22 protein-coding genes and 1 tRNA gene are annotated in these 26,390 nt (G+C 65.0%); 18 read left to right on the forward strand and 5 right to left on the reverse strand.

From position 1 onward, the window contains the following. Positions 1-83 precede the first annotated feature (83 nt). The 4 genes from pyrE to rep are packed head-to-tail and all read left to right on the forward strand — an operon-like array spanning position 84 to position 3,971. The gene (gene pyrE, locus SPH52_RS13745; RefSeq protein ID WP_411795702.1) at positions 84-764 is read left to right on the forward strand and encodes an orotate phosphoribosyltransferase; all 681 of its coding nucleotides are present in this window, start codon (positions 84-86) and stop codon (positions 762-764) included. A 37-nt stretch (positions 765-801) separates the two neighbouring features. Then, the gene (locus SPH52_RS13750) at positions 802-1,371 is read left to right on the forward strand and encodes a YfaZ family outer membrane protein (protein ID WP_411795596.1); all 570 of its coding nucleotides are present in this window, start codon (positions 802-804) and stop codon (positions 1,369-1,371) included. A gap of 57 nt (positions 1,372-1,428) precedes the next feature. Next, on the forward strand, positions 1,429-1,923 hold the full coding sequence (trmL, locus tag SPH52_RS13755) for a tRNA (uridine(34)/cytosine(34)/5-carboxymethylaminomethyluridine(34)-2'-O)-methyltransferase TrmL (protein WP_411795597.1): 495 nt from the start codon (positions 1,429-1,431) through the stop codon (positions 1,921-1,923). Further along, positions 1,920-3,971 (forward strand): DNA helicase Rep, encoded by a 2,052-nt coding sequence (gene rep, locus SPH52_RS13760; protein ID WP_411795598.1) that lies wholly within the window; start codon positions 1,920-1,922, stop codon positions 3,969-3,971. The genes trmL and rep overlap by 4 nt, the downstream gene beginning before the upstream one ends. A gap of 86 nt (positions 3,972-4,057) precedes the next feature. Here the strand turns inward: rep and SPH52_RS13765 are convergent, their stop codons facing one another. After that, on the reverse strand, positions 4,058-4,960 hold the full coding sequence (locus SPH52_RS13765) for a c-type cytochrome (RefSeq protein WP_411795599.1): 903 nt from the start codon (positions 4,958-4,960) through the stop codon (positions 4,058-4,060). A gap of 234 nt (positions 4,961-5,194) precedes the next feature. On the opposite strand from SPH52_RS13765, the gene lhgO reads away from it, so the two are divergent. Further along, a complete protein-coding gene (gene lhgO, locus SPH52_RS13770; RefSeq protein ID WP_411795703.1) occupies positions 5,195-6,394 on the forward strand; it encodes an L-2-hydroxyglutarate oxidase in 1,200 nt (399 codons plus the stop codon). A gap of 32 nt (positions 6,395-6,426) precedes the next feature. Here the strand turns inward: lhgO and SPH52_RS13775 are convergent, their stop codons facing one another. Then, complete coding sequence (locus SPH52_RS13775; RefSeq protein ID WP_411795600.1) at positions 6,427-6,651, reverse strand: hypothetical protein; 225 nt, start codon at positions 6,649-6,651, stop codon at positions 6,427-6,429. A 2-nt stretch (positions 6,652-6,653) separates the two neighbouring features. Here SPH52_RS13775 and SPH52_RS13780 point away from each other — a divergent pair. From SPH52_RS13780 to SPH52_RS13815, 8 genes are all read left to right on the forward strand, one after another. Further along, a tRNA-Arg gene (locus SPH52_RS13780) sits at positions 6,654-6,730 on the forward strand. A gap of 424 nt (positions 6,731-7,154) precedes the next feature. Further along, positions 7,155-8,309, forward strand: a complete 1,155-nt coding sequence (locus SPH52_RS13785; RefSeq protein ID WP_411795601.1) for a GlxA family transcriptional regulator — start codon at positions 7,155-7,157, stop codon at positions 8,307-8,309. A gap of 252 nt (positions 8,310-8,561) precedes the next feature. Continuing rightward, positions 8,562-9,539, forward strand: coding sequence for a dipeptidase (locus SPH52_RS13790; protein WP_411795602.1), 978 nt, complete (start codon positions 8,562-8,564; stop codon positions 9,537-9,539). 192 nt (positions 9,540-9,731) lie between these two features. Next, entirely contained in the window at positions 9,732-10,277 is a 546-nt protein-coding gene (locus tag SPH52_RS13795) for a DUF5943 domain-containing protein (RefSeq protein WP_411795603.1), read from the forward strand. Positions 10,278-10,287: 10 nt separating this feature from the next. Next, positions 10,288-12,360: a dimethylglycine demethylation protein DgcA gene (dgcA, locus tag SPH52_RS13800; protein WP_411795604.1), complete on the forward strand. Its 2,073-nt coding sequence runs from the start codon at positions 10,288-10,290 to the stop codon at positions 12,358-12,360. Positions 12,361-12,543: 183 nt separating this feature from the next. Continuing rightward, complete coding sequence (locus SPH52_RS13805; protein ID WP_411795605.1) at positions 12,544-14,517, forward strand: (Fe-S)-binding protein; 1,974 nt, start codon at positions 12,544-12,546, stop codon at positions 14,515-14,517. Continuing rightward, positions 14,514-15,788, forward strand: coding sequence for an electron transfer flavoprotein subunit alpha/FixB family protein (locus tag SPH52_RS13810; protein WP_411795606.1), 1,275 nt, complete (start codon positions 14,514-14,516; stop codon positions 15,786-15,788). The genes SPH52_RS13805 and SPH52_RS13810 overlap by 4 nt, the downstream gene beginning before the upstream one ends. Continuing rightward, positions 15,778-16,581 carry an electron transfer flavoprotein subunit beta gene (locus SPH52_RS13815; RefSeq protein ID WP_411795607.1) on the forward strand — a complete coding sequence of 268 codons (804 nt, stop codon included), beginning with the start codon at positions 15,778-15,780 and terminating at the stop codon, positions 16,579-16,581. Before SPH52_RS13810 ends, SPH52_RS13815 begins: the two co-directional genes overlap by 11 nt. A 248-nt stretch (positions 16,582-16,829) precedes the next feature. Here the strand turns inward: SPH52_RS13815 and SPH52_RS13820 are convergent, their stop codons facing one another. Beyond that, positions 16,830-18,404, reverse strand: a complete 1,575-nt coding sequence (locus SPH52_RS13820) for a BCCT family transporter (protein WP_411795608.1) — start codon at positions 18,402-18,404, stop codon at positions 16,830-16,832. 248 nt (positions 18,405-18,652) lie between these two features. Here SPH52_RS13820 and fdhA point away from each other — a divergent pair, with 248 nt between their 5' ends. Then, positions 18,653-19,846 (forward strand): formaldehyde dehydrogenase, glutathione-independent, encoded by a 1,194-nt coding sequence (gene fdhA, locus SPH52_RS13825; protein ID WP_411795609.1) that lies wholly within the window; start codon positions 18,653-18,655, stop codon positions 19,844-19,846. A 148-nt stretch (positions 19,847-19,994) separates the two neighbouring features. Continuing rightward, positions 19,995-20,234 (forward strand): hypothetical protein, encoded by a 240-nt coding sequence (locus SPH52_RS13830; protein WP_411795610.1) that lies wholly within the window; start codon positions 19,995-19,997, stop codon positions 20,232-20,234. Positions 20,235-20,319: 85 nt separating this feature from the next. On the opposite strand, the gene SPH52_RS13835 is transcribed toward SPH52_RS13830, so the two are convergent. Beyond that, positions 20,320-21,606, reverse strand: coding sequence for an aromatic ring-hydroxylating oxygenase subunit alpha (locus SPH52_RS13835; protein WP_411795611.1), 1,287 nt, complete (start codon positions 21,604-21,606; stop codon positions 20,320-20,322). 336 nt (positions 21,607-21,942) lie between these two features. Between SPH52_RS13835 and SPH52_RS13840 the strand changes: the two genes are divergently transcribed. Beyond that, positions 21,943-23,043, forward strand: coding sequence for an FAD-binding oxidoreductase (locus SPH52_RS13840; protein ID WP_411795612.1), 1,101 nt, complete (start codon positions 21,943-21,945; stop codon positions 23,041-23,043). Between the two features lie 19 nt (positions 23,044-23,062). On the opposite strand, the gene SPH52_RS13845 is transcribed toward SPH52_RS13840, so the two are convergent. Then, positions 23,063-24,136 (reverse strand): substrate-binding domain-containing protein, encoded by a 1,074-nt coding sequence (locus tag SPH52_RS13845; RefSeq protein ID WP_411795613.1) that lies wholly within the window; start codon positions 24,134-24,136, stop codon positions 23,063-23,065. 196 nt (positions 24,137-24,332) lie between these two features. Here SPH52_RS13845 and SPH52_RS13850 point away from each other — a divergent pair, with 196 nt between their 5' ends. Both SPH52_RS13850 and SPH52_RS13855 read left to right on the forward strand, forming a co-directional pair. After that, positions 24,333-24,830 (forward strand): formate dehydrogenase subunit gamma, encoded by a 498-nt coding sequence (locus tag SPH52_RS13850; protein WP_411795614.1) that lies wholly within the window; start codon positions 24,333-24,335, stop codon positions 24,828-24,830. Then, positions 24,830-26,380, forward strand: a complete 1,551-nt coding sequence (locus SPH52_RS13855) for a formate dehydrogenase beta subunit (RefSeq protein WP_411795615.1) — start codon at positions 24,830-24,832, stop codon at positions 26,378-26,380. Before SPH52_RS13850 ends, SPH52_RS13855 begins: the two co-directional genes overlap by 1 nt. Positions 26,381-26,390 lie beyond the last annotated feature (10 nt).

Here is a 26,390-nt window from a genome sequence, read left to right on the forward strand (position 1 = left end):
CCCGCATGGATATTCGTGTTAATACACCTGGATTCCATGCCATAGGGCTTATGGATAGCAGGGGGAGCGGCGTGACGGCCAGCATGCAAGCCTATCAGCGGGAATTCATCGAGTTCGCAATCGAACAGGGCGTGCTGAAGTTCGGCGAGTTCACCCTCAAGTCGGGTCGGGTCAGCCCCTATTTCTTCAATGCCGGCCTGTTTCGCAGCGGCAGCGCCCTGGCGCGTCTCGGCCGCTTCTACGCCGATGCCATCGAGGCGAGTGGCTTGCCTTTCGACGTGCTGTTCGGCCCGGCCTACAAGGGCATTCCCCTGGCGGCCACCACCGCGGTGGCGCTGGCCGACCACCACGGGCGCGACCTGCCCTTCGCCTTCAACCGCAAGGAGGCGAAGGATCACGGCGAAGGTGGCAATATCGTCGGCGCCGAGCTTGCCGGACGCATCCTGATCATCGATGACGTGATTACCGCGGGCACTGCCATTCGCGAAGTGATGGCACTGATCGAGGCCGCCGACGCCGAGGCGGCGGGTGTGGTGATCGCACTGGACCGACAGGAGCGCGGCCAGGCCGACGGTGAAATGAAAAGCCAGAGCGCCATCCAGGAAGTCGAGTCCCGCTACGGCATGCCGGTCATCAGCATCGTCACGCTCGACATGGTGTTGACCTATCTCGAGGAGCGGGGCGGTGAGGCCTTCGCGCGGCACGCCGAGGCGATCCGTGACTATCGGGCGCGCTATGGCGTGAGTAGCGACCGAGATTCGTAAGGGTGAATGCGTGAACGCATGTAAAAGGAGCAAGTCGATGAAGTCTCTCATCAGTCACATTGCCAAGACCGCCCTGGCGGGCGGTGCGCTGTTGGTCGCGGCCGGCGCTCATGCGGCCGGCAGCCTCGACCTCAACCTGGGCCCGGACGCCGTGCAGTTCGAGGCGGCTGGTGAGATCACCCATGGTGTGGCCTTGGGTGGCGGCGTCATCCACAGCGACTATCGCGAAGACGCTACCATCTACCACGCTCAGCTGCTGGGTGTGCAGCGCAACCGCGAGCGCGACGTCGGTATCGGCGCCCGCTGGACCCAGTTCGACACCGACTACGGCAACGGCGGCGGCCTGGGCCTGGGCGGCTACGGCTATGTCTACCTGCCCCAGGCGCCTGCGGTTTCGCTGGGCGGCTACGGCTTCTATACGCCCAGCGTGGTGACCAGCGGAGACCTCGACGATGGCTACGAGGTGGGGGTGCGGGCTCGCTATGCCTTCACGCCCAACGTCGACGGCTACGTCGGCCTGCGCCAGGCGGCAGCCGACTTCGACAACCGCCACGGTAACCGTACGCTGGATCGTGGCGCCCAGGTCGGGGTTCGCCTGAGCTTCTGATCGCCCCGCTCTACCGGCGGGCCCCTGCGGGGGCCCGCCTGCGTTGAGGCAGTTGCCATGCTCGATGTCGTGCTCTTCGAACCCGAGATCCCGCCCAATACCGGCAACCTGATCCGGCTGTGTGCCAATAGCGGCTTCCGCTTGCACCTGATCGAACCACTGGGCTTCGTGCTCGACGACAAGCGGCTGCGCCGCGCCGGGCTCGACTATCATGAGTGGACTGCCGTCAGCGTGCACCGCGACTGGCCGGCCTTTCTCGAGGCCGTGAAGCCTCAGCGAGTCTTCGCCGTATCGACCCGCGGCCGCACCGGCTACCATGAGCCGAGCTATCGCTCCGGCGACGTGCTGCTGTTCGGCCCCGAAACCCGTGGCTTGCCCCAGGTGATGCTCGACGCGCTACCGCCCGAGCAGCGCCTGCGCATCCCCATGCTGCCCGACAGCCGCAGCCTCAATCTCTCCAACGCCTGCGCCATCCTGGTATTCGAGGCCTGGCGTCAGTTGGGCTTTGCCGGCGCGGTGGATCACGATCTGCCCAGCGAGGCACGTCCATGAGCATTCAGCAGCGTCTGGCCAAGCTCAACCCGCGTCAGCAGGAAGCCGTGCGTTACATCGACGGCCCCTGCCTGGTGCTGGCGGGGGCCGGCTCGGGCAAGACCAGCGTGATCACCACCAAGATCGCCTACCTGGTGCAGGTGTGCGGCATGAGCGCCCGGCGTATCGCGGCGGTGACCTTCACCAACAAGGCCGCCCGCGAGATGAAGGAGCGGGTGGGGCAGATGCTCAAGGGCAAGGAGGGCCACGGGCTCACCGTCTCGACCTTCCATACCCTGGGGCTCAACATCATTCGTGGCGAGCTCAAGGCGCTGGGTTACAAGCCGGGTTTCTCGCTGTTCGATCCCGAGGACGCCAAGGCGCTGCTGCGCGACCTGATGAACAAGGATGCCCAGGTCGATGCCGAGCAGATAAATACCGTGCAGCATCAGATCTCGGAGTGGAAGAACGACCTGGTACTGCCTGGCCAGGCGCTATCCCACGCCGTGGATGAGGACGCGCACTACGCCGCCCGCGTCTACGAGGCCTACGTGCGCCATCTCAAGGCCTACAACGCGGTGGACTTCGACGACCTGATCCTGCTGCCGGTGGTGCTGCTCAAGAACGATCCCGAAGTGCTGGCGCGCTGGCGGCGCAAGATCCACTACATGCTGGTGGACGAGTACCAGGACACCAACGTCTCCCAGTATCTGCTGGTCAAGCTGCTGATGGAGGAGCGCAAGACCTTCACCGTGGTGGGCGACGACGATCAGTCGATCTACGCCTGGCGGGGCGCGCGGCCGGAGAACCTGGTGACCCTGGGCGAGGACTTCCCGCGTCTCAACGTGATCAAGCTGGAGCAGAACTATCGCTCCACCGCCACCATCCTGCGCGCGGCCAATACCCTGATCGCCAACAATCCCCACGTCTACGAGAAGACGCTGTGGTCGGAGATGGGCCAGGGCGCGCCGATCCGCGTGGTGGTCAACCGCCACGAGGAGGCCGAGGCCGAGCGGGTGGCCAGTGAGATCCTCACCCGGCGTATCAAGGAGCGGGCCGAGTGGCGCGACTTCGCGGTGCTCTACCGCGGCAACTTCCAGGCCCGGCTGCTCGAACTGAAGCTGCAGCACTACCAGATTCCCTACAAGCTCTCCGGTGGCACCTCCTTCTTCTCGCGCAACGAGATCAAGGACGCCATGGCCTACCTGCGGCTGTTGATCAACCCGGCCGACGACAACGCCTTCCTGCGTATCGTCAACGTGCCGCGCCGCGAGATCGGCCCCGGAACCCTGGAGAAGCTGGCCAACTACGCCACCGAGCGTGGCGCCTCGCTGTTCGATGCCTGCCACGAGCTGGGCCTGGAGCAGCAGTTGCCGGCGCGTGCGGTGGAGCGACTGGCGCGTTTCACCCATTTCATCGACGGCGTGCGCCGGCGCATGGACGAGGGCGACGCCTTGACCGCCATTCGCGGCATGCTGCACGAGATGGACTACGAGGCGTGGCTCTACCAGAACGCCAGCGCGCCCACCATCGCCGAGCGGCGCATGGCCAACGTTTGGACGTTGATCGACCAGCTCGAGAAGTCGATGAGACGCGCTCCCGAGGAGATCGAAGCAGAGGACGCCGCCGAGACCGACGACGTGGAGGCGGCCATCTCGCGCCTGGTGCTGCGTGACATCCTCGAACAGCAGGCCGAGGAGGACGACACCGACAAGGTGCAGCTGCTGACCATGCATGCCTCCAAGGGGCTGGAGTTTCCCCATGTCTACCTGATGGGACTCGAGGAGGAGCTGCTCCCCCATCGCAATGCCATCGAGGCCGGTACGGTGGAGGAGGAGCGTCGCCTGGCCTATGTCGGCATCACCCGGGCGCGCCAGACCCTGACCCTGACCCTGGCACGTCAGCGCAAGGCCTTCGGCGAACTGATGGACTGCCTACCCAGCCGCTTCCTCGACGAGCTGCCGCCGGACGACCTGGAGTGGGAAGGGCGGCCGGACCGCGAGGACCCGGAGAAGAAGCAGGCGCGTGGGCAGGATGCCATTGCCGGGCTGCGCTCTCTGCTTGGCTGAGGGCTCTTTGCTGGGCTGAGGGCTATTGCTACCAACGCGAACGGGGCGCCAAAGGCGCCCCGTTCGTCATTACCGCGACTTGCCGATCAGAGCACAGGCTCGACCAGGAAGTCGGTGGCGGCCTTGACCTCGTCATCGGACAGGTTGGTGTGCCCGCCCTTCGGCGGCATGGCGCCAATGCCGTTGATGGCGTGCTCGTACAGCGTGTCGATGTCCTGGTCGATACGACCTTCCCACTCGCCCGCTTCACCACGGCGCGGAGCGCCGGCGGCACCGGTCATGTGACAGGCCATGCAGGCCTGGTTGTAAATCGCTTCGCCGTCGATGTCGGAGGCGCCGGCAGCCTCTTCATCACCTGCGGCTTCCTCGTCGGCAGCGGCGTCTTCGGCAGCTTCCTCTTCCGTGGCGTCATCAGCGGCTACGGCGGAGGCTTCGGCTTCCTCGTCCACTGCGCCCTCTTCGGTCACGGCTTCATCGGCCGCACCATCCTCGGCCTGGGCTTCTTCATCGGTGGCTTCTTCGTCAGCCGCTTCATCGCCACCCACTTCCGGCACATCCATCACCGGTTCGAGCAGGTGCGCAGTGGCGGCAGCGACTTCCTCATCGGAAAGGTTGGGGTTACCACCGCGAGCCGGCATGGCGTTGAAGCCATTGATGGAGTGATCCAGCAGGGTCTCCCAGCCCTGGTCGATACGCTCGGCCCACTCGCCCTCTTCGCCGCGGCGTGGGGCTCCAGCAGCGCCGGTTTCGTGACAGGCCATGCAGACCTGATTGTAGATGCCGGCCCCATCGATACCGCCATCGCCGTTGCCACCGCTGCTTTCGGCTGCCGCTGCGGTACCGCACTCCTCGCCTTGCAGGCAGAGCTGGCCGACTGGCTTCAGGCGTTCGGCGATGGCATCGCGGTCCACTTCAGCCTGTGCGGACACGGCGCCCACGGTCAGGCCGACGGTGGCCAGACACCCCAAGATCAGTTTGCTGGATTTCACTCTCACCACCTCTCGACGGTCCTGTAATCGTAATCTTCTGGCGATGTCGGCTAGCGACGGCCGGAGCGCCATGATGGGCGATAGTATACCGATATAGCCAACCGCTGGAAAACGCCGTTGCCCACGCCTTTGGCATGAGGAAGCGGAGCGGCTCGGGTTGGCTGGCCAGCGCCGCGGCCGACGAGTATCGTAGTGACGATCCTTCGGTATATCCACTGGCGACGCGAGGCCCGCGTGTACGATTTCATCATCCTCGGTGGCGGCATTCTCGGCCTTTCCACCGCGATGCAGCTCACCGAGCGCTATCCCGACAAGAAAATGTTGTTGCTGGAGAAGGAGAGTGGGCCCGCGCGGCACCAGACCGGGCACAACAGCGGCGTGATTCATGCCGGTGTCTACTATACACCGGGCAGCCTCAAGGCGCGTTTCTGTCTCGAGGGCAACCGCGCTACCAAGGCATTCTGCGACCGCCATGCCATTCCCTATGAGGTCTGCGGCAAACTGCTGGTGGCGACCAACCCGCAGGAGATACAGCGCATGGAGGCGCTGTGGGAGCGTACTGCCGCCAACGGATTGGAGCGGGAATGGCTCTCTGCCGGGGAGCTGAATGAGCGCGAGCCCCATATCACCGGGCTCGGCGCCATCTTCGTCCCTTCCAGCGGTATCGTCAGCTATGCCCGGGTGGCCGAGGCCATGGCTGATGAGTTCCAGCGTCGTGGCGGCCAGATCCGCTACGACCATGAGGTTACCGGGATCGCCGAGCGTACCGGGGAGGTCCTCGTCGATACCTCCCAGGGTGAATTCAACAGCCGCTACCTGGTGACCTGCTCCGGGCTGATGGCCGATCGCATCGTGCGGCTGCTGGGACGAAATCCCGGTTTCACCATCTGCCCGTTCCGCGGGGAGTACTACCGGCTGCCCGATCGCCACAGCGATATCGTCAAACACCTGATCTACCCGATCCCCGATCCTTCCATGCCGTTTCTCGGCGTACACCTCACGCGGATGATCGACGGCTCGGTGACCGTAGGGCCCAACGCGGTGCTGGCGTTCAAGCGCGAGGGATATCGCAAAGGCGACGTATCGATACTCGATATGGCGCGCATGTTCAGCAATCCCGGCATCCTCAAGGTGCTGGGGCGCAACCTGCGGCCCGGCCTGCAGGAACTGAAGAATTCGCTATGGCGCCAGGGCTACCTGAATGAGGTGCGCAAGTACTGTCCCGGCCTGACGCTGGAGGATCTCGAACCCTGGCCCGCCGGCGTGCGCGCCCAGGCCGTCTCCCGCGACGGCCGGCTGATCGACGACTTCCTGTTCGTCAATACCCGGCGCACCGTCAACGTCTGCAACGCCCCGTCACCGGCTGCCACCTCGGCGCTGCCCATTGGCCGGCACATCCTGGAGAAGGTCGGCGAGATGGTGCAGTCGAGCTGACCCGCTCGTAGCGGCGCGCCAGGCTGGACAGCTCAGGCCCCGGCGGTTACGATGTTGGCCGCTTCACAGCAAGTAAAGCGCCCGTAGCTCAGTTGGGCGTAGCCGGAACCGCAGAAGCGCAGCTTCTGCCCGGCGAAGCGACCGGTGCGATGCAGCGCACCAGGCCGGACCCGAAGGCGCAGCCGGAGGGGAGTGTTGTGCAGCGCAACGCGCTGCCGGCGTGCGGAGTCGACAAGGCTTCCAACGTCACCTTGCATAAGCGCCCGTAGCTCAGTTGGATAGAGTGTTGGCCTCCGAAGCCAAAGGTCGCAGGTTCAAATCCTGCCGGGCGCGCCATGAATTCAAAGCCCCACGGTTTTCACATGCCGTGGGGCTTTTTCGTTGCAGCGCTTCGTTGCGACCCCAGTCCAACTGCTGGCTCCAGCGAGTCTCGATGGGCCGGCCTCGTGTGACCGGAGGGGCATGTCATGGCATATCGAGCGAGACGAGTCACCTGGGTTTTCCTGAGGGCGACCTTCAGTCGTTCCAATTGCGACATTTTGCGACCGTAAGACTAGCGGTCGCTCACGATTTGACCGATTTTTACATATCCGAGAGCGACAACTTGTAATATTGTCAAAGGTAGGGCTTGCCTGATCGCGACATCTCGGCGCACCGATCCAAGACCCCATGACCCACGACTTGCCCATGACCCTGACACAGCACCCTAACGGGTAAACATGCCGATAATCATAACGACACACGGCATTGGAGTATGACGATGGCGACGTCCACCCAGGCTTCCTCCTCCCAGACTTCATGCAAGGAGCCGGCTCCCCAGACGCTGGGCTTCCTGCTGCTGGAAAACTTCACGCTGTTCTCGCTGGCCTCGGCCATCGAGCCGTTGCGCATGGCCAACCAACTGGCCGGGCGCGAGCTGTACCGCTGGTTCACGCTGAGCGTGGATGGCGGGCCGATCTCGGCCAGCGATGGGCTGCGGGTTACCCCGGACGGTGCCATCACCATGCCGCTGGCGCTGGACATGGTCATCGTCTGCGGTGGGGTGGGGCCAGCCCGCGCCGTGCAGCGCGAGCATGTCAGTTGGCTGCAGTCCCAGGCGCGCCTGTCGCGTCGGCTGGGCGGCATCTGCACCGGCAGCTGGGCGCTGGCCAAGGCGGGGCTGCTGGATGGCTATGAGACCAGCGTGCACTGGGAGTGTATTGCGGCGATGCGCGAGTCGTTTCCTCGCACGGTGCTGACCACTCGATTGTTCTCCATCGACCGCGACCGGGCCACTGCCTCGGGCGGTACCGCGCCGCTGGACATGATGCTGACCCTGATCAGCCGCGAGCATGGTCGTGATCTCTCGGCGGGCATCTCCGAGATGTTCATCTGCGACCGCATGCGCGGTGAAAACGACCATCAGCGTGTGCCGCTCAAGCACGTGCTGGGTACCACCCAACCCAAGCTGCTGGAGATCGTCGCGCTGATGGAGGCCAATCTGGAGGAGCCCATCGCGCTCGAGGAACTGGCCGCATACGTCGACGTCTCGCGCCGCCAGCTCGAACGGCTGTTCCAGAAGTACCTCGACTGCTCGCCGTCGCGCTATTACCTCAAGCTGCGCCTCACCCGGGCACGCCAGTTGCTCAAGCAGACCTCGATGTCGATCATCGAGGTGGCCTCGGCCTGCGGCTTCGTCTCCACTCCCCATTTTTCCAAGTGCTACCGGGAGTTCTTCGGCCTGCCGCCGCGAGAGGAGCGCTTGGGCGTGAGCCCGCTGCGGCCCCCCGTGCTGCCCGAACAGCCAGCCGGCAGTCTCCTGCTGCAACCGGTTGCCTTCCAGCCCGTGCCGGAGCAACCGATCTCTGCAGCGCTGATGGCGCTCGACCAGGCCCGTGGCGAGCCGACCTACGCCAGCGTTCGCCTGGACCACTGAGGCCGACGGCTCGCGGCCACGGCGCCGCGAGCGATTTCCTTCTTCTCCCAGCGTTGCCGCCGTCTCCCACTTCCGCGGGAGGCGGCTTGCTTGTGCCCTCGTTTTTTCTGTTTTCGGCGTCAAAATCATGCCGTTCGTCGCAGTCACGACAGGAATGACGCTTTTGGAATTATCGCCGTCGCTTCCAGAAGTCGAGGTATGCCTGGCCGGCGCTATGCTGCCATCAGTCAACCCCGATCCGGAGCACGCCTCATGACCCCCCATGACCTGCACGACGACGCCATCGTCATCGACGGCCTGATTATCGCCAAGTGGAACCGCGAGCTGTTCGAGGACATGCGTCGCGGTGGGCTCACCGCGGCCAACTGCACCGTCTCGGTGTGGGAGGGTTTCCAGGCCACCGTCGACAACATCGTCAAGTCCAACCAACTGATGGCCGAGTGCAGCGATCTGGTGCGCCCGGTGCGTACCACCGCCGACATCGCCCGGGCCAAGGAAGAGGGCAAGACCGGCATCATCTACGGCTTCCAGAACGCCCACGCCTTCGAGGACCAGATCGGCTACGTCGAGATCTTCAAGCAGCTCGGCGTGGGCATCGTGCAGATGTGCTACAACACCCAGAACCTGGTGGGCACCGGCTGCTACGAGCGCGACGGTGGGCTCTCCGGCTTTGGCCGCGAGATCGTCGCCGAGATGAACCGCGTGGGCATCATGTGCGACCTCTCCCATGTCGGTTCCAAGACCTCCGAGGAGGTCATCCTCGAATCCAAGAAACCGGTCTGCTACTCCCACTGTCTGCCCTCGGGCCTCAAGGAGCACCCGCGCAACAAGTCCGACGAGGAGCTCCGCTTCATCGCCGAGCACGGCGGTTTCGTCGGCGTGACCATGTTCACCCCCTTCCTGCGCGCCGGTATCGACGCCACCGTCGACGACTATGTCGAGGCCATCGAGTACGTGATGAACATCGTCGGCGAGGATGCCATCGGCATCGGCACTGATTTCACCCAGGGCCACGGCAAGGATTTCTTCGAGTGGCTGACCCACGACAAGGGCTACGCCCGTCGCCTGACCAGCTTCGGCAAGATCATCAATCCCGAGGGCATTCGCACCATCGGCGAGTTCCCCAACCTCACCGAAGCCTTGCTGCGCCGTGGGTTCAGTGAAACTCAGGTGCGCAAGATCATGGGCGAGAACTGGGTGCGCATCCTGAAGGACGTATGGGGCGCCTGATTTAGCCAAGGCCGACATCGGGCCGATCGGGGCGCCGGGGACAGGTCGTAGCGAAGGTCATTTGCCATGGATGGCAAATGTAGCGCCCAGGGATGGGTTTACAGCGCCTTCGCAAAGACCTGTCGCCGGAAGCCCCGAAACTGCCAAGCCAGATGGCGACTGCCAAGAACAACGATTTTGAGGAACAAGACCGTGACCAAGATGACCCCCGAGCTTCCCATCGAAGTGGATAGCGAGACCGGCGTATGGACCACCGACGCCCTGCCGATGCTCTACGTGCCGCGCCACTTCTTTATCAACAACCACACCGCCGTCGCTGAAGCGCTGGGTGTGGACAAGTATGCCGAGATTCTCTACCGCGCCGGCTACAAGAGCGCCTGGCACTGGTGCGAGAAGGAAGCCGAACTGCACGGCCTGGCCGGGGTGGAAGTGTTCGAGCACTACATGCTGCGGCTCTCCCAGCGCGGCTGGGGCAAGTTCGTGACCGAAGAGATCGATCTCGAGGCCGGTACCGCGCGGGTACGCCTGGAGCACAGCGCCTTCGTCTACCAGCTCGGCAAGACGGGGCAAAAGGAAGAGTACATGTTCACCGGCTGGTTCGCCGGTGCCATGGACCAGATCCTCGCCGCCCGCGGCAGCAGCCTGCGCACCGTTGCCGAGCAGACCCAGAGCGCCGCCGAGCCCGACTGCGAAGTAGGCATCTTCACTGTTAAGCCGCTGGCCAGCGCCCAGGTTTGAGGAGGTTTCCATGGCATTCGATGCGATTTTCGAGCCGATCCAGATCGGCAAGCTGACCATCCGCAACCGCGTGGTCAGTACCGCTCATGCCGAGGTGCACGCCACCGACGGCGGCATGACCACTGAGCGCTACGTCAGATACTACGAAGAAAAGGCCAAGGGCGGCTGCGGCCTGTGCATCTGTGGCGGCTCGTCGGTGGTCTCCATCGACAGCCCCCAGGGCTGGTGGAGTTCGGTCAACCTCTCCACCGACCGCATCATCCCGCACTTCCAGAATCTCGCCGATGCCGTGCACAAGCACGGCGGCAAGATCATGATCCAGATCACCCACATGGGTCGGCGCTCGCGTTGGGACGGTTTCGACTGGCCCACGCTGGTGTCGCCCTCGGGTATCCGCGAGCCGGTGCACCGCTCCACCTGCAAGACCATCGAGGAGGAGGAGATCTGGCGCATCGTGGGCGACTTCGCCCAGGCCGCGCGGCGGGCGAAAGAGGGCGGTCTCGATGGCGTCGAGCTGTCTGCCGTGCACCAGCACCTGATCGACCAGTTCTGGAGCCCGCGGGTCAACAAGCGCACCGACCAGTGGGGCGGCAGCTTCGAGAACCGCATGCGCTTCGGCATGGAAGTGCTCAAGGCGGTGCGCGCAGAAGTCGGCGACGATTTCGTCGTCGGCATGCGCATCTGCGGCGACGAGTTCCATCCGGACGGTCTGTCCCATGATGACATGAAGAAGATCGCCGCCTACTACGACGCCACCGGCCAAGTGGATTTCTTCGGCGTGATCGGCTCCGGCTGCGATACCCACAATACCCTGGCCAACGTCATTCCCAACATGTCCTACCCGCCGGAGCCTTTCCTGCACCTGGCGGCGGGCATCAAGGAAGTGGTCAGCGTACCGGTGATCCATGCCCAGAACATCAAGGACCCCAACCAGGCCCAGCGTATCCTCGAAGGGGGCTACGTCGATCTGGTGGGCATGACACGGGCGCACATCGCCGATCCGCACCTGATTGCCAAGATCAAGATGGGCCAGATCGATCAGATCAAGCAGTGCGTCGGCGCCAACTACTGCATCGATCGTCAGTACCAGGGCCTCGACGTGCTGTGCATCCAGAACGCCGCCACCTCGCGGGAATACATGGGTCTGCCGCACATCATCGAGAAGAGCGAAGGTCCCAAGCGCAAGGTGGTGGTGGTGGGAGGTGGCCCCGGCGGCATGGAGGCGGCGCGCGTCGCTGCCGAGCGCGGCCACGACGTGACCCTGTTCGAGGCCGCTGAGGCGCTGGGCGGACAGATCACCATTGCCGCCCAGGCCCCGCAGCGTGACCAGATCGCCGGCATCACGCGCTGGTATCAGCTCGAACTGGCGCGCCTCGGTGTCGACCTGCGCCTGGGCACCCGCGCCGACGAGGCGACCCTGGAGGATCTGCGCCCCGACGTCGTGATTCTCGCTACCGGCGGTCAACCCTTCCTCAGCCAGTATCCCGAGTGGGGTTATTCGGAGAATCCCGAGGAGAGCCTGGTGGTGAGCACTTGGGACATCCTTTCGGGCAAGGTGGCGCCGGGCAAGAACGTGCTGATCTACGACGCCATCTGCGAGTTCTCCGGCGTCTCGGCGGCGGACTACCTGGCCGACAAGGGCGCCAAGGTCGAGATCGTCACCGACGACATCAAGCCCGGTGCAGCGGTGGGTGGTACCACCTTCCCCACCTACTACCGCAGCCTCTACGAGAAGGAGGTGATCATGACCTCCGACCTGATGCTGCACAAGGTCTACCGCGAGGGCAGCGGCCTGGTGGCGGTACTCGAGAACGAGTACACCGGCGCGCTGGAAGAGCGCGTGGTCGACCAGGTAGTAGTGGAGAACGGCGTGCGGCCCGACGAGGCGCTTTACTACGCGCTCAAGGATCGCGCGCGCAATGGTGGCCAGGTGGATCTCGAGGCGCTCTATGCCGCCAAGGCGCAGCCTTGCCTGAGCGAGCAGGGGGACGGCTACCTGCTGTTCCGCCTGGGCGACTGCACCGCACCGCGCAATACGCATGCCGCGATCTATGACGCCCTGCGGCTGTGTAAAGACCTCTGAGTTGGCGAAAGCCACCAACGGTGAGGGGCGCCGGGGGCAGGCCGTCGCGAGGGTCATTTGCCATGGATGGCAAATGTAGCGCCCAGGGAAGGGTCCACAGCGCCCTCGCATAGGCCTGCCGCCGGTAAAGCCCGACCCAAAGCTAACGCCAAAGCCAACGGCTTATGAGACGAGGTGAGCACCATGCTCGACACCCTCCTGCCGATACTGATCTTCTCCGCCCTGGCGCTGGCCGTGATCGGTGCCGTGCGACGCATTCTCCTGTGGCGCCAAGGGCGGCCATCGTCGGTGCCTATCCTTCAAGGTCTTGCGGCCATGCCGCGCCGCTACCTGGTCGACCTGCACCATGTGGTGGCGCGCGACAAGGTCATGTCCAACACCCACGTGGCCACCGCCGGTGGCTTCGTGGCGGCTGCCGTACTGATGATCCTGGTGCATGGCCTGGGGCTTGCCAATCCCGTGCTGGGCGGGCTGCTGCTGGCCGCCAGTGCGCTGATGTTCGTGGGTAGCCTGTTCGTCGCCAAGCGGCGGCGCAACCCTCCCGCACGGCTCTCCAAGGGGCCGTGGATGCGGCTGCCCAAGAGCCTGATGGCGTTTTCGTTGAGCGTCTTCCTGATCACTCTGCCGACGGTCGGCGTACTCCCCGAAGGAACGGGCAGTTGGATCCTCGCCTTGGCGTTGGCCGCGGTATTGACCTGGGGCCTGGGCGAGATGTTCTTCGGCATGACCTGGGGCGGGCCGATGAAGCACGCCTTCGCCGGTGCCCTGCACCTGGCCTTCCATCGCCGCCCCGAGCGCTTCGGTGAGGGCAAGCGCTCCACCGGCCTCAAGGCGCTGAACCTGGACGATCCCAAGGCCCCGCTCGGCGTCGAGACGCCCAGCGATTTCACCTGGAACCAGTTGCTCGGCTTCGATGCCTGCGTACAGTGCGGCCGTTGTGAGGCGGTCTGCCCGGCCTTCGCTGCCGGCCAGCCGCTCAACCCCAAGAAGCTGATCCAGGACATGGTGGTCGGCATGGCCGGGGGCAGCGATGCCGGGTATGCCGGTTCTCCCTACCCGGGCAAACCGGTAGGCAAGCACCAGGGCGCCCCTCACGGGCCCATCGTGGCCCGCGAGGGCACCGCGCTGGTCGATGCCGAAACGCTGTGGTCCTGCACGACCTGCCGTGCCTGTGTCGAAGAGTGCCCGATGATGATCGAGCACGTCGATGCCATCGTCGACATGCGCCGTTTCCTGACGCTGGAGCATGGCAATACCCCCAACAAGGGGGCCGAAGTGCTCGACAACCTGATCGCCACCGACAACCCGGGCGGCTTCGATCCCGGCTCGCGCATGCACTGGGCCGCGGACCTCAGCCTGCCGCTGATGCGCGAGGTGGGACAGGTCGACGTGCTGCTGTGGTTGGGCGATGGTGTCTTCGACATGCGCAACCAAAGGACGCTAAGGGCCTTGGTGAAGGTGCTGCGTGCGGCGGGGGTCGACTTCGCCGTGCTCGGCAACGAGGAGCGCGACAGCGGCGACGTGGCACGGCGCCTGGGCGACGAGGCAACGTTCCAGTCGCTGGCCAAACGCAATATCGCCACCCTGTCGCAGTACCGCTTCCAGCATATCGTTACCTGCGACCCCCACAGTTTCCACGTGCTCGGCAACGAGTACGGTGAGCTGGGCGGAAACTATGAAGTCCGCCATCACAGTACCTACATCGCCGAACTGTATGAGGCGGGGCGCCTGTACTTTGCGCCCTGGAAAGGCGGCAAGGTCACCTATCACGACCCTTGCTACCTGGGCCGCTACAACGGTGAGTACGAGGCGCCGCGCAACGTGCTCAGGGCACTGGGCATCGAGGTCAAGGAGATGGAACGCTCCGGCTTCCGCTCGCGCTGCTGCGGCGGCGGCGGCGGCGCGCCGATCACCGATATTCCCGGCAAGCAGCGGATACCCGACATGCGCATGAACGACGTGCGCGAGACGGGAGCCGAGCTGGTCGCGGTGGGATGCCCGCAGTGTACCGCCATGCTCGAAGGCGTGGTGGATGCCAGCGCCGAGGTGCGCGACATCGCCGAACTGGTCGCTGATGCCCTGGTGGAGCGTCCCGCTGCCGCTGCTTCAGGTAACGCCCGGGCACCGCAGTCATCCGTCGAGGAGGTGACACCATGAGCGATATCCAGCGCCGCGATCCGCGCAAGGAGTGGATCGCCCGCAACCGCCTGCATCCCGAACATTTGAGTGTGCTGGCAGAGCTCGGCGAGGGTACGTCCGCAGCGACGGAGTGGATGGGCCCCAACGGGGTGATCCGCAAGAATCCCCATGCAGTGGGCTTCATCGGCCCCAACGGCATCAAGCGCATCGACCGCAGCGGCGCTCAGCAGGGCGGCCATGCCGCCACCGGCACGGCGGAGACGAAGGACAGCCGCCGTCAGGTGACGATTGCCGAGCCGGCCTTCCTGGTGGCAGTGGTACCGGACATTTCCGGCGGGCGCCTCTCGGCCCACGACCGCGACCTGCTGGGCCTGGCCCGGCAGCTGGCCGACGCCGATGGCGAGCGGCCGGGGGCGGTGCTGGCGATAGTCTTCGGCAGCCATAAGGAAGAGTCGTTCGGCGAGGCCGGAGTCGACTGCCTGCTGCATCTCGATGACGCTCTGTTCGATGGCTATGCGCCGGAAGCCCGCCTGGCGGCGCTCGTCGCTGTCGAGGATGAGTTTACGCCGCGGCACTGGCTGCTGCCCGATTCCAAGTTGGGCGGTGCCGACCTGGGGCGGCGGCTGGCGGCACGTCTCCAGGAGCGGCCCGCCGCTGGCGTGTGGCAGATCGAGCCCGAAGCCACGGCGCCGCTGGGCTGGCGCTGTACGGGGCGGGGGGCCGCCGGCACCACCGATATACAGCGCGCCCTGCCGCGTGTCGTACTGGCATTGCCCGAATGTGCCGAGCCCGTTTCCGAAACCCGCCATGCGGCCCGTCCTCTCGCGCTGTCCCAGCCGCTGCCTGCCCTGCTGACGCGCATCGAGGATCGCGGCCAGGTGGCCGTCGATCCGGCCGGCGTGGCCCTGGCCGAGGCCGAGTTCATCCTTTCCGCTGGCAACGGCGTCAAGGAGTGGGAAGGGTTCCACCATGCCGCCAAGGTGCTGGGAGCGACCGAAGGCGCCTCGCGGGTCGCGGTGGACGACGGCTTCATGCCACGTGACCGCCAGGTGGGCGCCACCGGCACCTGGGTCACAGCCCGGATCTACGTGGCGGTGGGTATCAGCGGTGCCATCCAGCACCTGCAGGGTATCCAGAGCTGCGAGAAGGTCGTCGCCATCAATCTCGACCCGGGATGCGACATGATCAAGCGCGCGGATCTGGCGGTAATCGGAGACTCGTCGCGCATTCTCGCGGCGCTGGTCGAGCTGGTTGAGCGGCAACGACAGGAGAAGCGCGATGCAGCCTGAAGCGCAAAAAGAGGCGGTACTCGAAGTGGCGGTGCTGGTTTCCGTCGGCCGGCATCCGCTGACCGGCCGCGGCCGTCGCGCCGACCAGGACGCCCGCGGCGTGGAACTGGCCATGTCCCTCGACAAGGCGAGTATCACGCTGCTGCATGCGGGAGCGCTCGACGAGCAGAGCGAGAACGCCCTGCGCGGCTACCTGGGTATGGGCCTGCCGGAGCTGACCCTGGTCGAACAGCCGTCCGGCACCGACGTAATACCTGCCCTGGCCGGTGTGTTGGATGAGGCAAGGCCACAGCTGATCATCGCCGGTGAGCGTGCCGAGCAGGGAGAGGGATCGGGGCTGTTGCCCTACCTGCTAGCAGAACGCATGGGCTGGCCGCTGGTCAGTGGCCTGGCCGGGGTGGAAAAGATCGAGAACGGCGTCGCCACGCTGCTTCAGGCCTTGCCGCGCGGCCAGCGCCGTCGGCTCCAGGTGCGTCTGCCCGCTATCGTCACCGTCGATGCCGCTGCTGCGACGGCCCGCCAGAGCGCTTTCGGGCCGGCCCGGCGCGGTGAGATCGCGGTCGAGACCGCCGCGGTGGTATGGGACGAGGCCCAGGCGGAATGGAGCGAGACGCCAGCCCGCAAGCGTCCCAAGCGGCTCAAGATCGTCAAGGCGACATCGGCGCGGGAACGCTTCAAGGCCGCCGCGGCCAAGGCCGAGGGCGGCAGTGGCCAGGTGCTCACCGACGTGACGCCGGAGCAGGGCGCCGAGGCGATCTACAAATTACTGAAAGAAGAGGGTGTGCTTCGCTAGACTTGTGCGAAGCAGCTGACCAAGCAAAGACCCCGGCCAAGGCCGGGGTCTTTGCGTTTAACCCATCGCCACTGTGCTCATGCAGCATGCGTGGCACTGCGAGGGTGACGTGCCGGCGCTCAGGTCCCCATTGCTTGCGACATGAAGCGGAGTTCTCCTGACCGTTCGCATCTCTCTAAACCACCCTCACAAACAACAACCCCGGCCAAGGCCGGGGTTGTTGCGTTTGGGGCAGGGCAGCTTGAGTATCAGGCCGGCTTGGCTGCCGCCAGCCCACGCTGTTCTTCCAGTAATCCTTTCACCAGGCAGAAGGCCATGCCCAGCAGCACCAGGGTGAAGGGCAGCCCGGTGGCCACGGCACCCGCCTGCAACGCGCCCAGCGCCGCGCTACCGCCGCCGTAGAGCAGGATGCCTGCGATCACGCCTTCCAGCACCGCCCAGAACACGCGCTGGCCGCGAGGTGCGTCGGTCTTGCCGCCGGCGGTGATGTTGTCGATCACCAGCGAGCCGGAGTCCGACGAGGTGATGAAGAAGATCAGCACCAGCAGGATCGCCAGGCTTGAGGTCAGGGTGGTCAGCGGCAGGTGCTCGAGCATCTGGAACATCGCCAGCGAGACGTCGCTGATGCCGTCGGCCAGGGCGCCGACGCCTGCGACCGACTGGCCCAGGGCGGTGCCGCCGAAAGCGCTCATCCACACCAGGGTAACCAGGGTCGGCACCAGCAGCACGGCAATCAGGAACTCGCGCACCGTACGCCCACGGGAAACCCGTGCAATGAACATACCGACGAAGGGCGACCAGGAGATCCACCAGGCCCAATAGAACACCGTCCAGCCGTGGTACCAGGTGGTGTCGTCGCGGCCGATCCAGTTGGAGAGCGGTGCGATATGACCGACGTAGGCCAGGGTGGTGCTCCACAGGTTGTTGACGAACAGCAGCACGCCGCCGGTGACGATCACGAAGGTGAGCAGCGCCAGGGCGATCACCATGTTGATGTTGGAGAACAGCTTGACGCCGCCATCGATGCCGCGCCACACCGAGAACAGTGCTACTGCGGTGACCACCACGATGATCGCGAGCTGGGTACCGATGGTATTGGGTATGTCGAACAGGTAGTTGAGACCCCCCGCCGCCTGGGAGGCACCGAAGCCCAGCGACGTGGCCAGGCCGAAGATGGTGGCCAGCACCGCGACGATGTCGATGATATGGCCGAACCAACCGCGCACGCGCTCACCGAGGATCGGCGTGAAGGCCGAGCGCAGGGTCAGCGGCAGGCCGCGGTTGTAAGCGAAGAAGGCCAGCGACAGACCAACCACGCCGTAGATCGCCCAGGGGTGCAGGCCCCAGTGGAACATGGTGGCGCCCATGGCCGCGCTGGCCCCGGCCGGGGTATGCGCTTCGGCGTTGAGCGGGGTGCCGTACCAGTCAGTGTAATAGGCCACCGGCTCGGCCACGCTCCAGAACATCAGGCCGATGCCCATGCCGGCGGCAAACAGCATGGCGAACCAGGAGAGCGTCGAGTACTCCGGCCGGGCCTGGATGCCGCCCAGGCGAATGCGCCCCACCGGCATGGCAATCAGCGCCAGGCACAGCAGCACGAAGAGGTTGCCGGCAATCATGAACAGCCAATCGAAGTATTCGATCGACCAGCCGCGGGCTGCGGTGAGGTGGCTGTTGGCGGCGTCGGGATAGATCAGTGCGTAGAGGATGAAGGCCAGGATGGCTAGGGCCGAGAGAGGAAAGACGGGATGATGGAAATCCATCCCCAGCACTTGGGCATTGTCCTGCCCGGGCGAAAGGATCGGTGCATCGTCATGCTTCATGGGGATTCCTCGCATGTTGTTGTTGGAGTCCGCAAGCGTCGCGCGCTCCGGGCGAGTCATTGTTGGGTCAGGCGGGCACCGGGAGTGTCGTGAAAGCGACCTCCAGCTATCCATTGGCTCATCGCCGCGGTGGGATGTCTCAGGCAGGCATGTGGATGTCTCTATGGGGCAAGTGCGACAGAGTGGAGGGCATAGGCTGAAGCGGGCGGAATGTGCCGCTACAAGACAACAACGAACTGGAGCCTGACATGAGCCAAGCCAACCGAGGAGTCGTCTACAAGGGCCCGGGTAAGGTCGACGTCGAATCCATTCCCTATCCGGAACTCGCCATCGGCAACCGCAAATGCGACCATGGCGTGATCCTGAAGGTGGTCACCACCAATATTTGCGGCAGCGACCAGCACATGGTGCGTGGACGCACTACCGCGCCGTCCGGCCTGGTTCTGGGCCACGAGATTACTGGTCTGGTGGTCGAGTGCGGGCGCGACGTCGAGTTCATCAAGCCGGGCGATCTGGTCTCGGTGCCGTTCAACATCGCCTGCGGACGTTGCCGCAACTGTAAGGAAGGCCGCACGGGGATCTGCCTCAACGTCAATCCGGCGCGCCCGGGCGCAGCCTATGGCTACGTCGACATGGGCGGCTGGGTCGGTGGCCAGACCGAATACGTCATGGTGCCCTACGCCGACTTCAACCTGCTGAAGTTCCCGGATACCGACCAGGCCATGGACAAGATCCGTGACCTCACCCTGCTCTCGGATATCTTCCCCACCGGCTTCCACGGCTGCGTGACGGCCGGCGTCGGGCCTGGCAGCACCGTCTATATCGCCGGAGCTGGTCCGGTGGGCCTGGCGGCGGCAGTCTCGGCCCAGCTGCTGGGTGCGGCCTGCGTAATCGTCGGCGACATGATCGAAGAGCGCCTGGCCCAGGCGCGCAGCTTCGGCTGCGAAACCATCGACCTGACCCAGGACGGCGACATGGCCGACAAGCTCGAGGCGATTCTCGGCGAGCGCGAAGTCGATGCCTTCGTCGACTGCGTCGGCTTCGAGGCCCATGCCTGTGGTTGCAACCATGGTAAGGAAGCTCCCGCCACTGTACTCAACTCGGCGATGCAGATGACCCGTGCCGGTGGCCAGATCGGCATTCCAGGCCTCTACGTGACCGAAGACCCGGGCGCCGTGGACGATGCCGCCAAGCAGGGTGCGTTGAGCATGCGCTTCGGCCTCGGTTGGGCCAAGTCCCACTCCTTCCATACCGGCCAGTGCCCGGTGATGAAGTACCACCGCCCGCTGATGCAGGCGATCCTGTTCGAGAAGGTCAAGATCGCCGACGCGGTCAACGTGCAGATAATCTCGCTGGATCAGGCACCGCAGGGTTATGCCGACTTCGATGGCGGCGCGGCGAAGAAATTCGTCATCGACCCCCACGGTAGCGTGGCTGCGTAAAATGGAACCCGAGCTCGCCGACGATGCGCAGAAGGCGGCGCGGCGAGCCATTTCGGGTATCGATCCCCACGGCAGCGTGGCTGCCTGACCCCCGAGCGGGTAACCTAGAGGAGTAAACGACAGCTAGCGGCAGCGGGAGGTGAGAGAGATGATGTACGCTGACTTGATCGATGCGGAGGACTTCCGCCAGCGCCTGGTGGCGCTGGGCATCGATCTACCTGTCGATGCCGATCCAGACACCTGCGCTCGGCTTGCCGCTCAGCGGCAGGCCGAGGCGGAAGTGCCCGGTCTGGCGGCGCTGGTCACCGAGCTGGAGGCCCAAGCCAGTGTCATGCTGCCGGAGGTGCGCGAGGCACTGGTTAGTCATCTGCAGCCTGCCGTCGGCTAGTTGCTGGCCGCTCGACCGGTATGAAACGAATCGCCCCCGGCCTTGGCCGGGGGCGATTTCACTGGTCGCAAGAAGTGATAGGCGTCTAGCCCTTCACCATTTGCAGGTGGGGGGCGCTGTGGCCCAGGTTCTCCTGCATCCGCTCGCTGTACCAGTCGATGAAGTCGATCACGCCGAACTCATAGGTTTCCGAGTAGGGGCCCGGCTGGTACGCCTTGGAGTTGATGCCGCGCTGGTTCTCCTCGGCCAGGCGCTTGTCCTGGGCGTTGGTGGCGTCCCATACCCGGCGCATCTCATCGGGGTTGTAGTCGACCCCTTCCACCGCGTCCTTGTGCACCAGCCACTTGGTGGTCACCAGGGTCTCCTGGGGGCCCAGCGGCAGCACGCGGAACACGATGGCGTGGTCGCCCATGAAGTGGTTCCAGGAGTTGGGCAGGTGCAGGATGCGCAGCGAGCCCATGTCGGGGCTGGTCAGGCGGCCCATCAGCTTGCGACAGGCCGGCTGGCCGTCCATGGTCATGGAGACCACACCATCCAGCAGCGGCGTGCGGGTCAGGCGGTTGCGCTTGCCGAAGCGCTTGAGCTGCCAGGGAATCTGCTGGTCGTCCCAGTCGGACTGTTTCTTTGCCACCAGCGCCTTGTAGGCGGGCGTGGCGCGCGGGTCGTCGGTGTCGTCGAACTCCTGCAGCGAGTTCAGCAGCTCCGGGTGGGCGCCGTTGCAGTGGTAGCACTCGCGGTTGTTCTCGATGACCAGCTTCCAGTTGGCCTGCTCGACGATGTTCGACTCCACGGCGACCTTGAGGTTGCCCATCTCGTAGGGCTCGAGATAGTGCTCCAGGGTGATCAGGAAGTCGTCGATGGTCGGCGGCTGTTCGGCCAGGCTGACGAAGATGAAGCCACCGCCGGTGCGCACGTGGATCGGCTTGAGGCCATAGGCGGCCAGGTCGAAGTTCTCGCCCATGTCGCTGCCGGCGAACAGCAGGCGACCATCGAGCTCGTAGGTCCACTGGTGGTAGGGGCAGACCAGCTTGGCCACCTTGCCCTTGTCACTGACGCACAGCCGCGAGCCGCGGTGACGACAGACGTTATGGAAGGCATGGATCGCACCGCCGTCGCCGCGTACCAGGAGCACCGGGTTGTCGCCGACCTGCAGGGTCATGTAGTTGCCCTTGGCGGGAATTTCGCAGGTCATGCCGGCGAACAGCCACTCCTTGCCGAAGATCTCCTGCATGTCCAGGGCGAACAGCCGCGCATCGTTGTAGAAGGGCTGGGGCAGCGAGAAGTTGGGCGCTCGCTCGGCAAGCATCTTGGCAGTGGCTTGCCGCGCCGAATCCAGTGGATCGTCAAGGGGAGCCGGAGAGGGTGTGTCCATGGAAAGCTTCCTCAATTGCTGGCCGCGTCTGCGGCATCGGTCGGATTGTTGGTGTCTTGTTAATGTCGTCAGAGATTCGGCGTCGTAATTGTGTGGGCTGCCGGTGCTACGGCGAGTGTGGATCAGCCGCCGAGCGCCCAGTTGTCTGCCGACGACAAGCATGGATGCAGGCGCGACGTATGGAGGGAGAAAAGACACGCCCAGTGGGAGACATGGGCATGCCTGTGTCGCAGTCAGGCAAGTCGGGGCCTTGCCGACTGGCGCAGAATTCGTTTAACGGCAGGCGGTGTTCCGCAGTCGGAGCCTTCCACGCTGATCAATGCCAGGCGACTCGACATGACCATGAACTTTCTCAACCCCGTCACGACCCAGACCTGGACCAACGGCCGCCACTTGGTGCGCTGCGTCAAGGTGATCCAGGAAACCTGGGACGTCCGTACCTTCTGCTTCATGGCCGAGCAGCCGGTACTGTACTTCTTCAAACCGGGGCAGTTCGTGACCCTGGAGCTTGAGATCGATGGCGAGCCGATCATGCGCTCCTACACCATCTCCAGCTCGCCCTCGGTTCCCTACAGCTTCTCGATCACCGTCAAGCGGGTACCCGGCGGCAAGGTATCCAACTGGCTCCACGACAACCTCAAGTCGGGTGACGAGCTGGCGGTGCACGGCCCGGTGGGCAACTTCAACGCCATCGACTATCCGGCGGAGAAGATTCTGATGCTCTCCGGTGGGGTGGGTATTACCCCCTTGATGTCCATGGTGCGCTGGTACTTCGATACCAATGCCGCGGTGGACATCGAATTCGTGCACAGCGCACGTACCCCTAGGGACATTATCTATCACCGCGAGCTGGAGCACATCTTCTCGCGCATTCCCGAGTTCAAGCTGCATATCGTCTGCGAGCGCAGCGACGAGATGGGCGATGCCTGGGCCGGCTTCCGTGGCTACCTCAGCCAGCAGATGCTGGAGCTGATGGCTCCCGACTACCTCGAGCGGGAGATCTTCTGCTGCGGCCCCACGCCCTACATGAATGCCGTCAAGCATCTCCTCAAGGACAACGGCTTCGACATGAGCCGCTACCACGAGGAGTCCTTCGGTGCCACGCCGGTCGAGGTCAAGGAGGAGGCGCTCGAACTCGCCGAGATCGCTGGCGCCGAGGAGCCGGATCTCGCCGAAGCGCTGGTCGTGGAGTTCAGCGCCAGCGGCAAGAGCGTGCGCATCCAGCCGGGTGAGACGGTGCACGCCGCCGCCGCCAAGCTGGGACTGCACATTCCCAAGGCCTGCGGCATGGGAATCTGCGGCACCTGCCGGGTACCGCTGGCCTCCGGCCAGGTGGACATGGAGCACAACGGCGGCATTACCGACGAAGATGTCGAGGAGGGCTACATCCTCTCCTGCTGCAGCAAACCGCTCGGCAACGTGGTGGTCGAGTTCTGATGCCTGGCCAGGGCGAGGCTCAGTCGCCCTGGGCCTCGCCGAACAGCTCGTCGACGCTGCATACCTCACCGCAGCGATTCGGTGAATAGCCGGGCAGCTCGCTGACGGCTTGCAGGAACGGCTCGCTGCGGATCATCTCGAGCAGGCGCTTGACGCTGGGGTCGGCGAGGCTCCGGCGCTGGCACACCAGCAGATAGTGCTCCTGGGCCAGGGGCAGGAAAGCCAGGCCGAACTGGTGCGCGGCTGCTTCGACGCCGAAGCCGACGTCGGCCATGCCGGCGGCGATGTAGGCGGCCACGGCGGAGTGGGTGTACTCCTCCAGCTCGAAGCCAGGGATCCGCTGTGACGAGAGCCCGGCGTCACGCAGCAGTATGTCGAGCAGCGCCCGGGTGCCCGATGCCTTCTGGCGGTTAATGAAGCGTACGTCGCCGCGTGACAGGTCGGCCAGGCCGGCGATGCCCTTGGGGTTGCCTGGCCGCACCATGAGTCCCTGGCAGCGGGTGATGAATCGAATGATGCAGTGGCTGCGCGGGCGCAGCTGGCGGCGGTAGCCCTGCATCAGTGGGCCGTGGGTCGCCGAGGTCGGCATGTGATAGCCGGCCACGTCGCAGGCACCGCGGTTGAGGGCGGCCAGCGCCTCCTGCGGACTGCAATACTGCAGGTCGAGCTGGAAGTCGCTGGCAAAGCGGGGCAGCAGCGCCACCGCATAGCCGTGGCTGGCGTGCATGCGGAGTACCGGCTCGACGCCCTCGAACAGCTGCTGAAGTTCGAGATTGAGCTCCGAGCCCAGGCTCTCGAGCTGCGGGCCGAGCCGGGCAGCCACCCGCTGGCGTGCCCACAGCAGCTTGTCGCCCAGCGGCGAGAGCCGTGCGCCACGCCCTTTTTGCATCTCTACCAGGGCTGCGCCGAAGAAGTCCGCCCACTTGTTGAGCAGGTTCCAGGCGTGGCGATAGGAGATGCCAGCCTCGGCGGCGGCCTCGGTCAGCTTGCCGCTGCGATGAATGCCCTGCAGCAGCCCGAACAGCTGTGGATCCAAGCGGTTACCCGCTTCGTCGGTGAACGACCAGGCCGGTTCGATTCGAATGCGTTTCATATGCTGTGTTTTTCATATTTCGTAACGAAGGCAGTGCTGCTACCTTCACAAGTACGTACCCGTACGCATGAGTAAGAGATACTACAGGCACTCTATCCAATATATGCACTGTAGTACATAACTAGACCGTAACCAGCAGCTTCGAACGTACCGGCGCAAGGAGACTTGTTCCATACGTTCGCTTCGAGGCCAGGCCATGCTCAACAGCACCTTCCAACCGTGGACCCCCCAACTGGTTCGGGACGAGATCGACGCCCTGAAACACAAGCCGGGGGCCCTGCTGCCCATCCTCCATGCGATCCAGGATCGCTGCGGCTACATACCGCGCGAGGCAGTGCCGATCATCGCCGAATCGCTGCAGCTGACCCGTGCCGAGGTGCACGGCGTGATCAGCTTCTACCACCACTTCCGCAGTGCGCCACCGGGGCGCCACGTGGTGCAGATCTGCCGCGCTGAGGCGTGCCAGGCACGCGGATCGCGAGCGCTGGAGATGCATGCGCGGGAAACGCTCGGCGTCGACTACCACCAGACGACTGCCGATCGCGAGATCACTCTGGAGCCGGTCTACTGCCTGGGCAACTGTGCTTGCGGCCCGTCGCTGCGCATCGGCGACAGCATTCACGGGCGGGTCTCGCCCGAGAAATTCGATCGCCTGGTCGACGAGATGACCACCCAAGTGCTGGAGGTGAGCTGATGAGCGTCAGAATCTTCGTTCCCCGCGAGACCACGGCGCTGGCGCTGGGTGCCGACGAGGTCGCTGCACGCATCGAGGCGGAGGCGGCCGCACGCGGTGTCGAAGTCGAGCTGGTGCGCAACGGCTCGCGCGGGCTGTTCTGGCTGGAGCCGCTGGTGGAGGTCGAAACCGCTGCGGGGCGCATCGCCTATGGGCCGGTCGAGCCCGGTGATGTAGCCGGCCTGTTCGATGCCGGGCTGCTTGAGGGCAGCAATATGCCACCCCTCTGCCAGGGGCCGATCGAGTCGATTCCCTACCTGCAGGCGCAGCAGCGCCTGACCTTCTTGCGCATCGGCGTCACCGACCCGCTCTCCATCGACGACTACCGCGCCCACGACGGTTTCCGTGGCCTGGAACGGGCGCTTTCTCTCTCGCCCCAGGCCATCGTCGACGAGGTCAAGACTTCCGGTCTGCGCGGCCGCGGTGGGGCGGCGTTTCCCACCGGTATCAAGTGGCAGACCGTGCTCGATGCTCCGGCCGAGCAGAAGTACATCGTCTGCAATGCCGACGAGGGCGATTCCGGCACCTTTGCCGACCGCCTGGTGATGGAGTGCGACCCCTATCTGCTGATCGAGGGCATGGCCATCGCCGGCCTCGCCGTGGGCGCCACCCAGGGTTACGTCTACCTGCGCTCGGAATACCCGCTGGCTCACGAGATCTTCGATAAGGCCATCGCTCGGGCCGAGACCGCCGGCTATCTCGGCGCCGATATCCTCGGCAGCGGCCGGCGCTTCGATCTCGAGGTTCGGCTCGGTGCCGGCGCCTACATCTGCGGCGAGGAGACCTCGCTGCTCGAAAGCCTCGAGGGCAAGCGCGGCATGGTGCGCTTCAAGCCGCCGCTGCCGGCGATCGAGGGCCTGTTCGGCCAACCCACGGTGGTCAACAATGTGCTGTCGCTGGCCGCGGTGCCCTTCATCCTCGCCCACGGAGCCACGGCCTACGCCGACTACGGCATGGGCCGTTCGCGGGGCACCCTGGCGCTGCAGCTGGCCGGCAACGTCAAGCGCGGCGGGCTGGTGGAGCTGGCTTTCGGCACTACCCTGCGCGAGCTGATGGAGGACTTCGGTGGCGGTACCTTCAACGGACGGCCGCTGCGCGCGGTGCAGGTAGGCGGCCCGCTGTGCGCCTACCTGCCCGAAAGCCAGTGGGACCTGCCGCTCGACTACGAAGCCTTCGCCGCAGTCGGTGCGGGGGTCGGCCACGGCGGCGTGGTGATGTTCGACGATACGGTGGACATGGCCGAACAGGCACGCTTCGCCATGGAGTTCTGCACCGTGGAGTCCTGCGGTAAGTGCACCCCCTGCCGTATCGGCGCGGTGCGCGGCGTCGAGGTGATCGACCGCATTCGCGCGGGCGACAACCGCGAGGCCAACCTCGCGCTGCTGGGTGACCTGTGCGAGACCATGGTGGACGGCTCCCTCTGTGCGATGGGTGGCATGACGCCCTTCCCCGTGCAGAGCGTGATGAGACACTTTCCCGAAGACCTGCAACGCGACGCGCAGCAGCGTTGAGCGGGAGGAG

This window comes from Halomonas sp. A29 (assembly GCF_046723295.1).
Lineage (GTDB): Bacteria > Pseudomonadota > Gammaproteobacteria > Pseudomonadales > Halomonadaceae > Halomonas.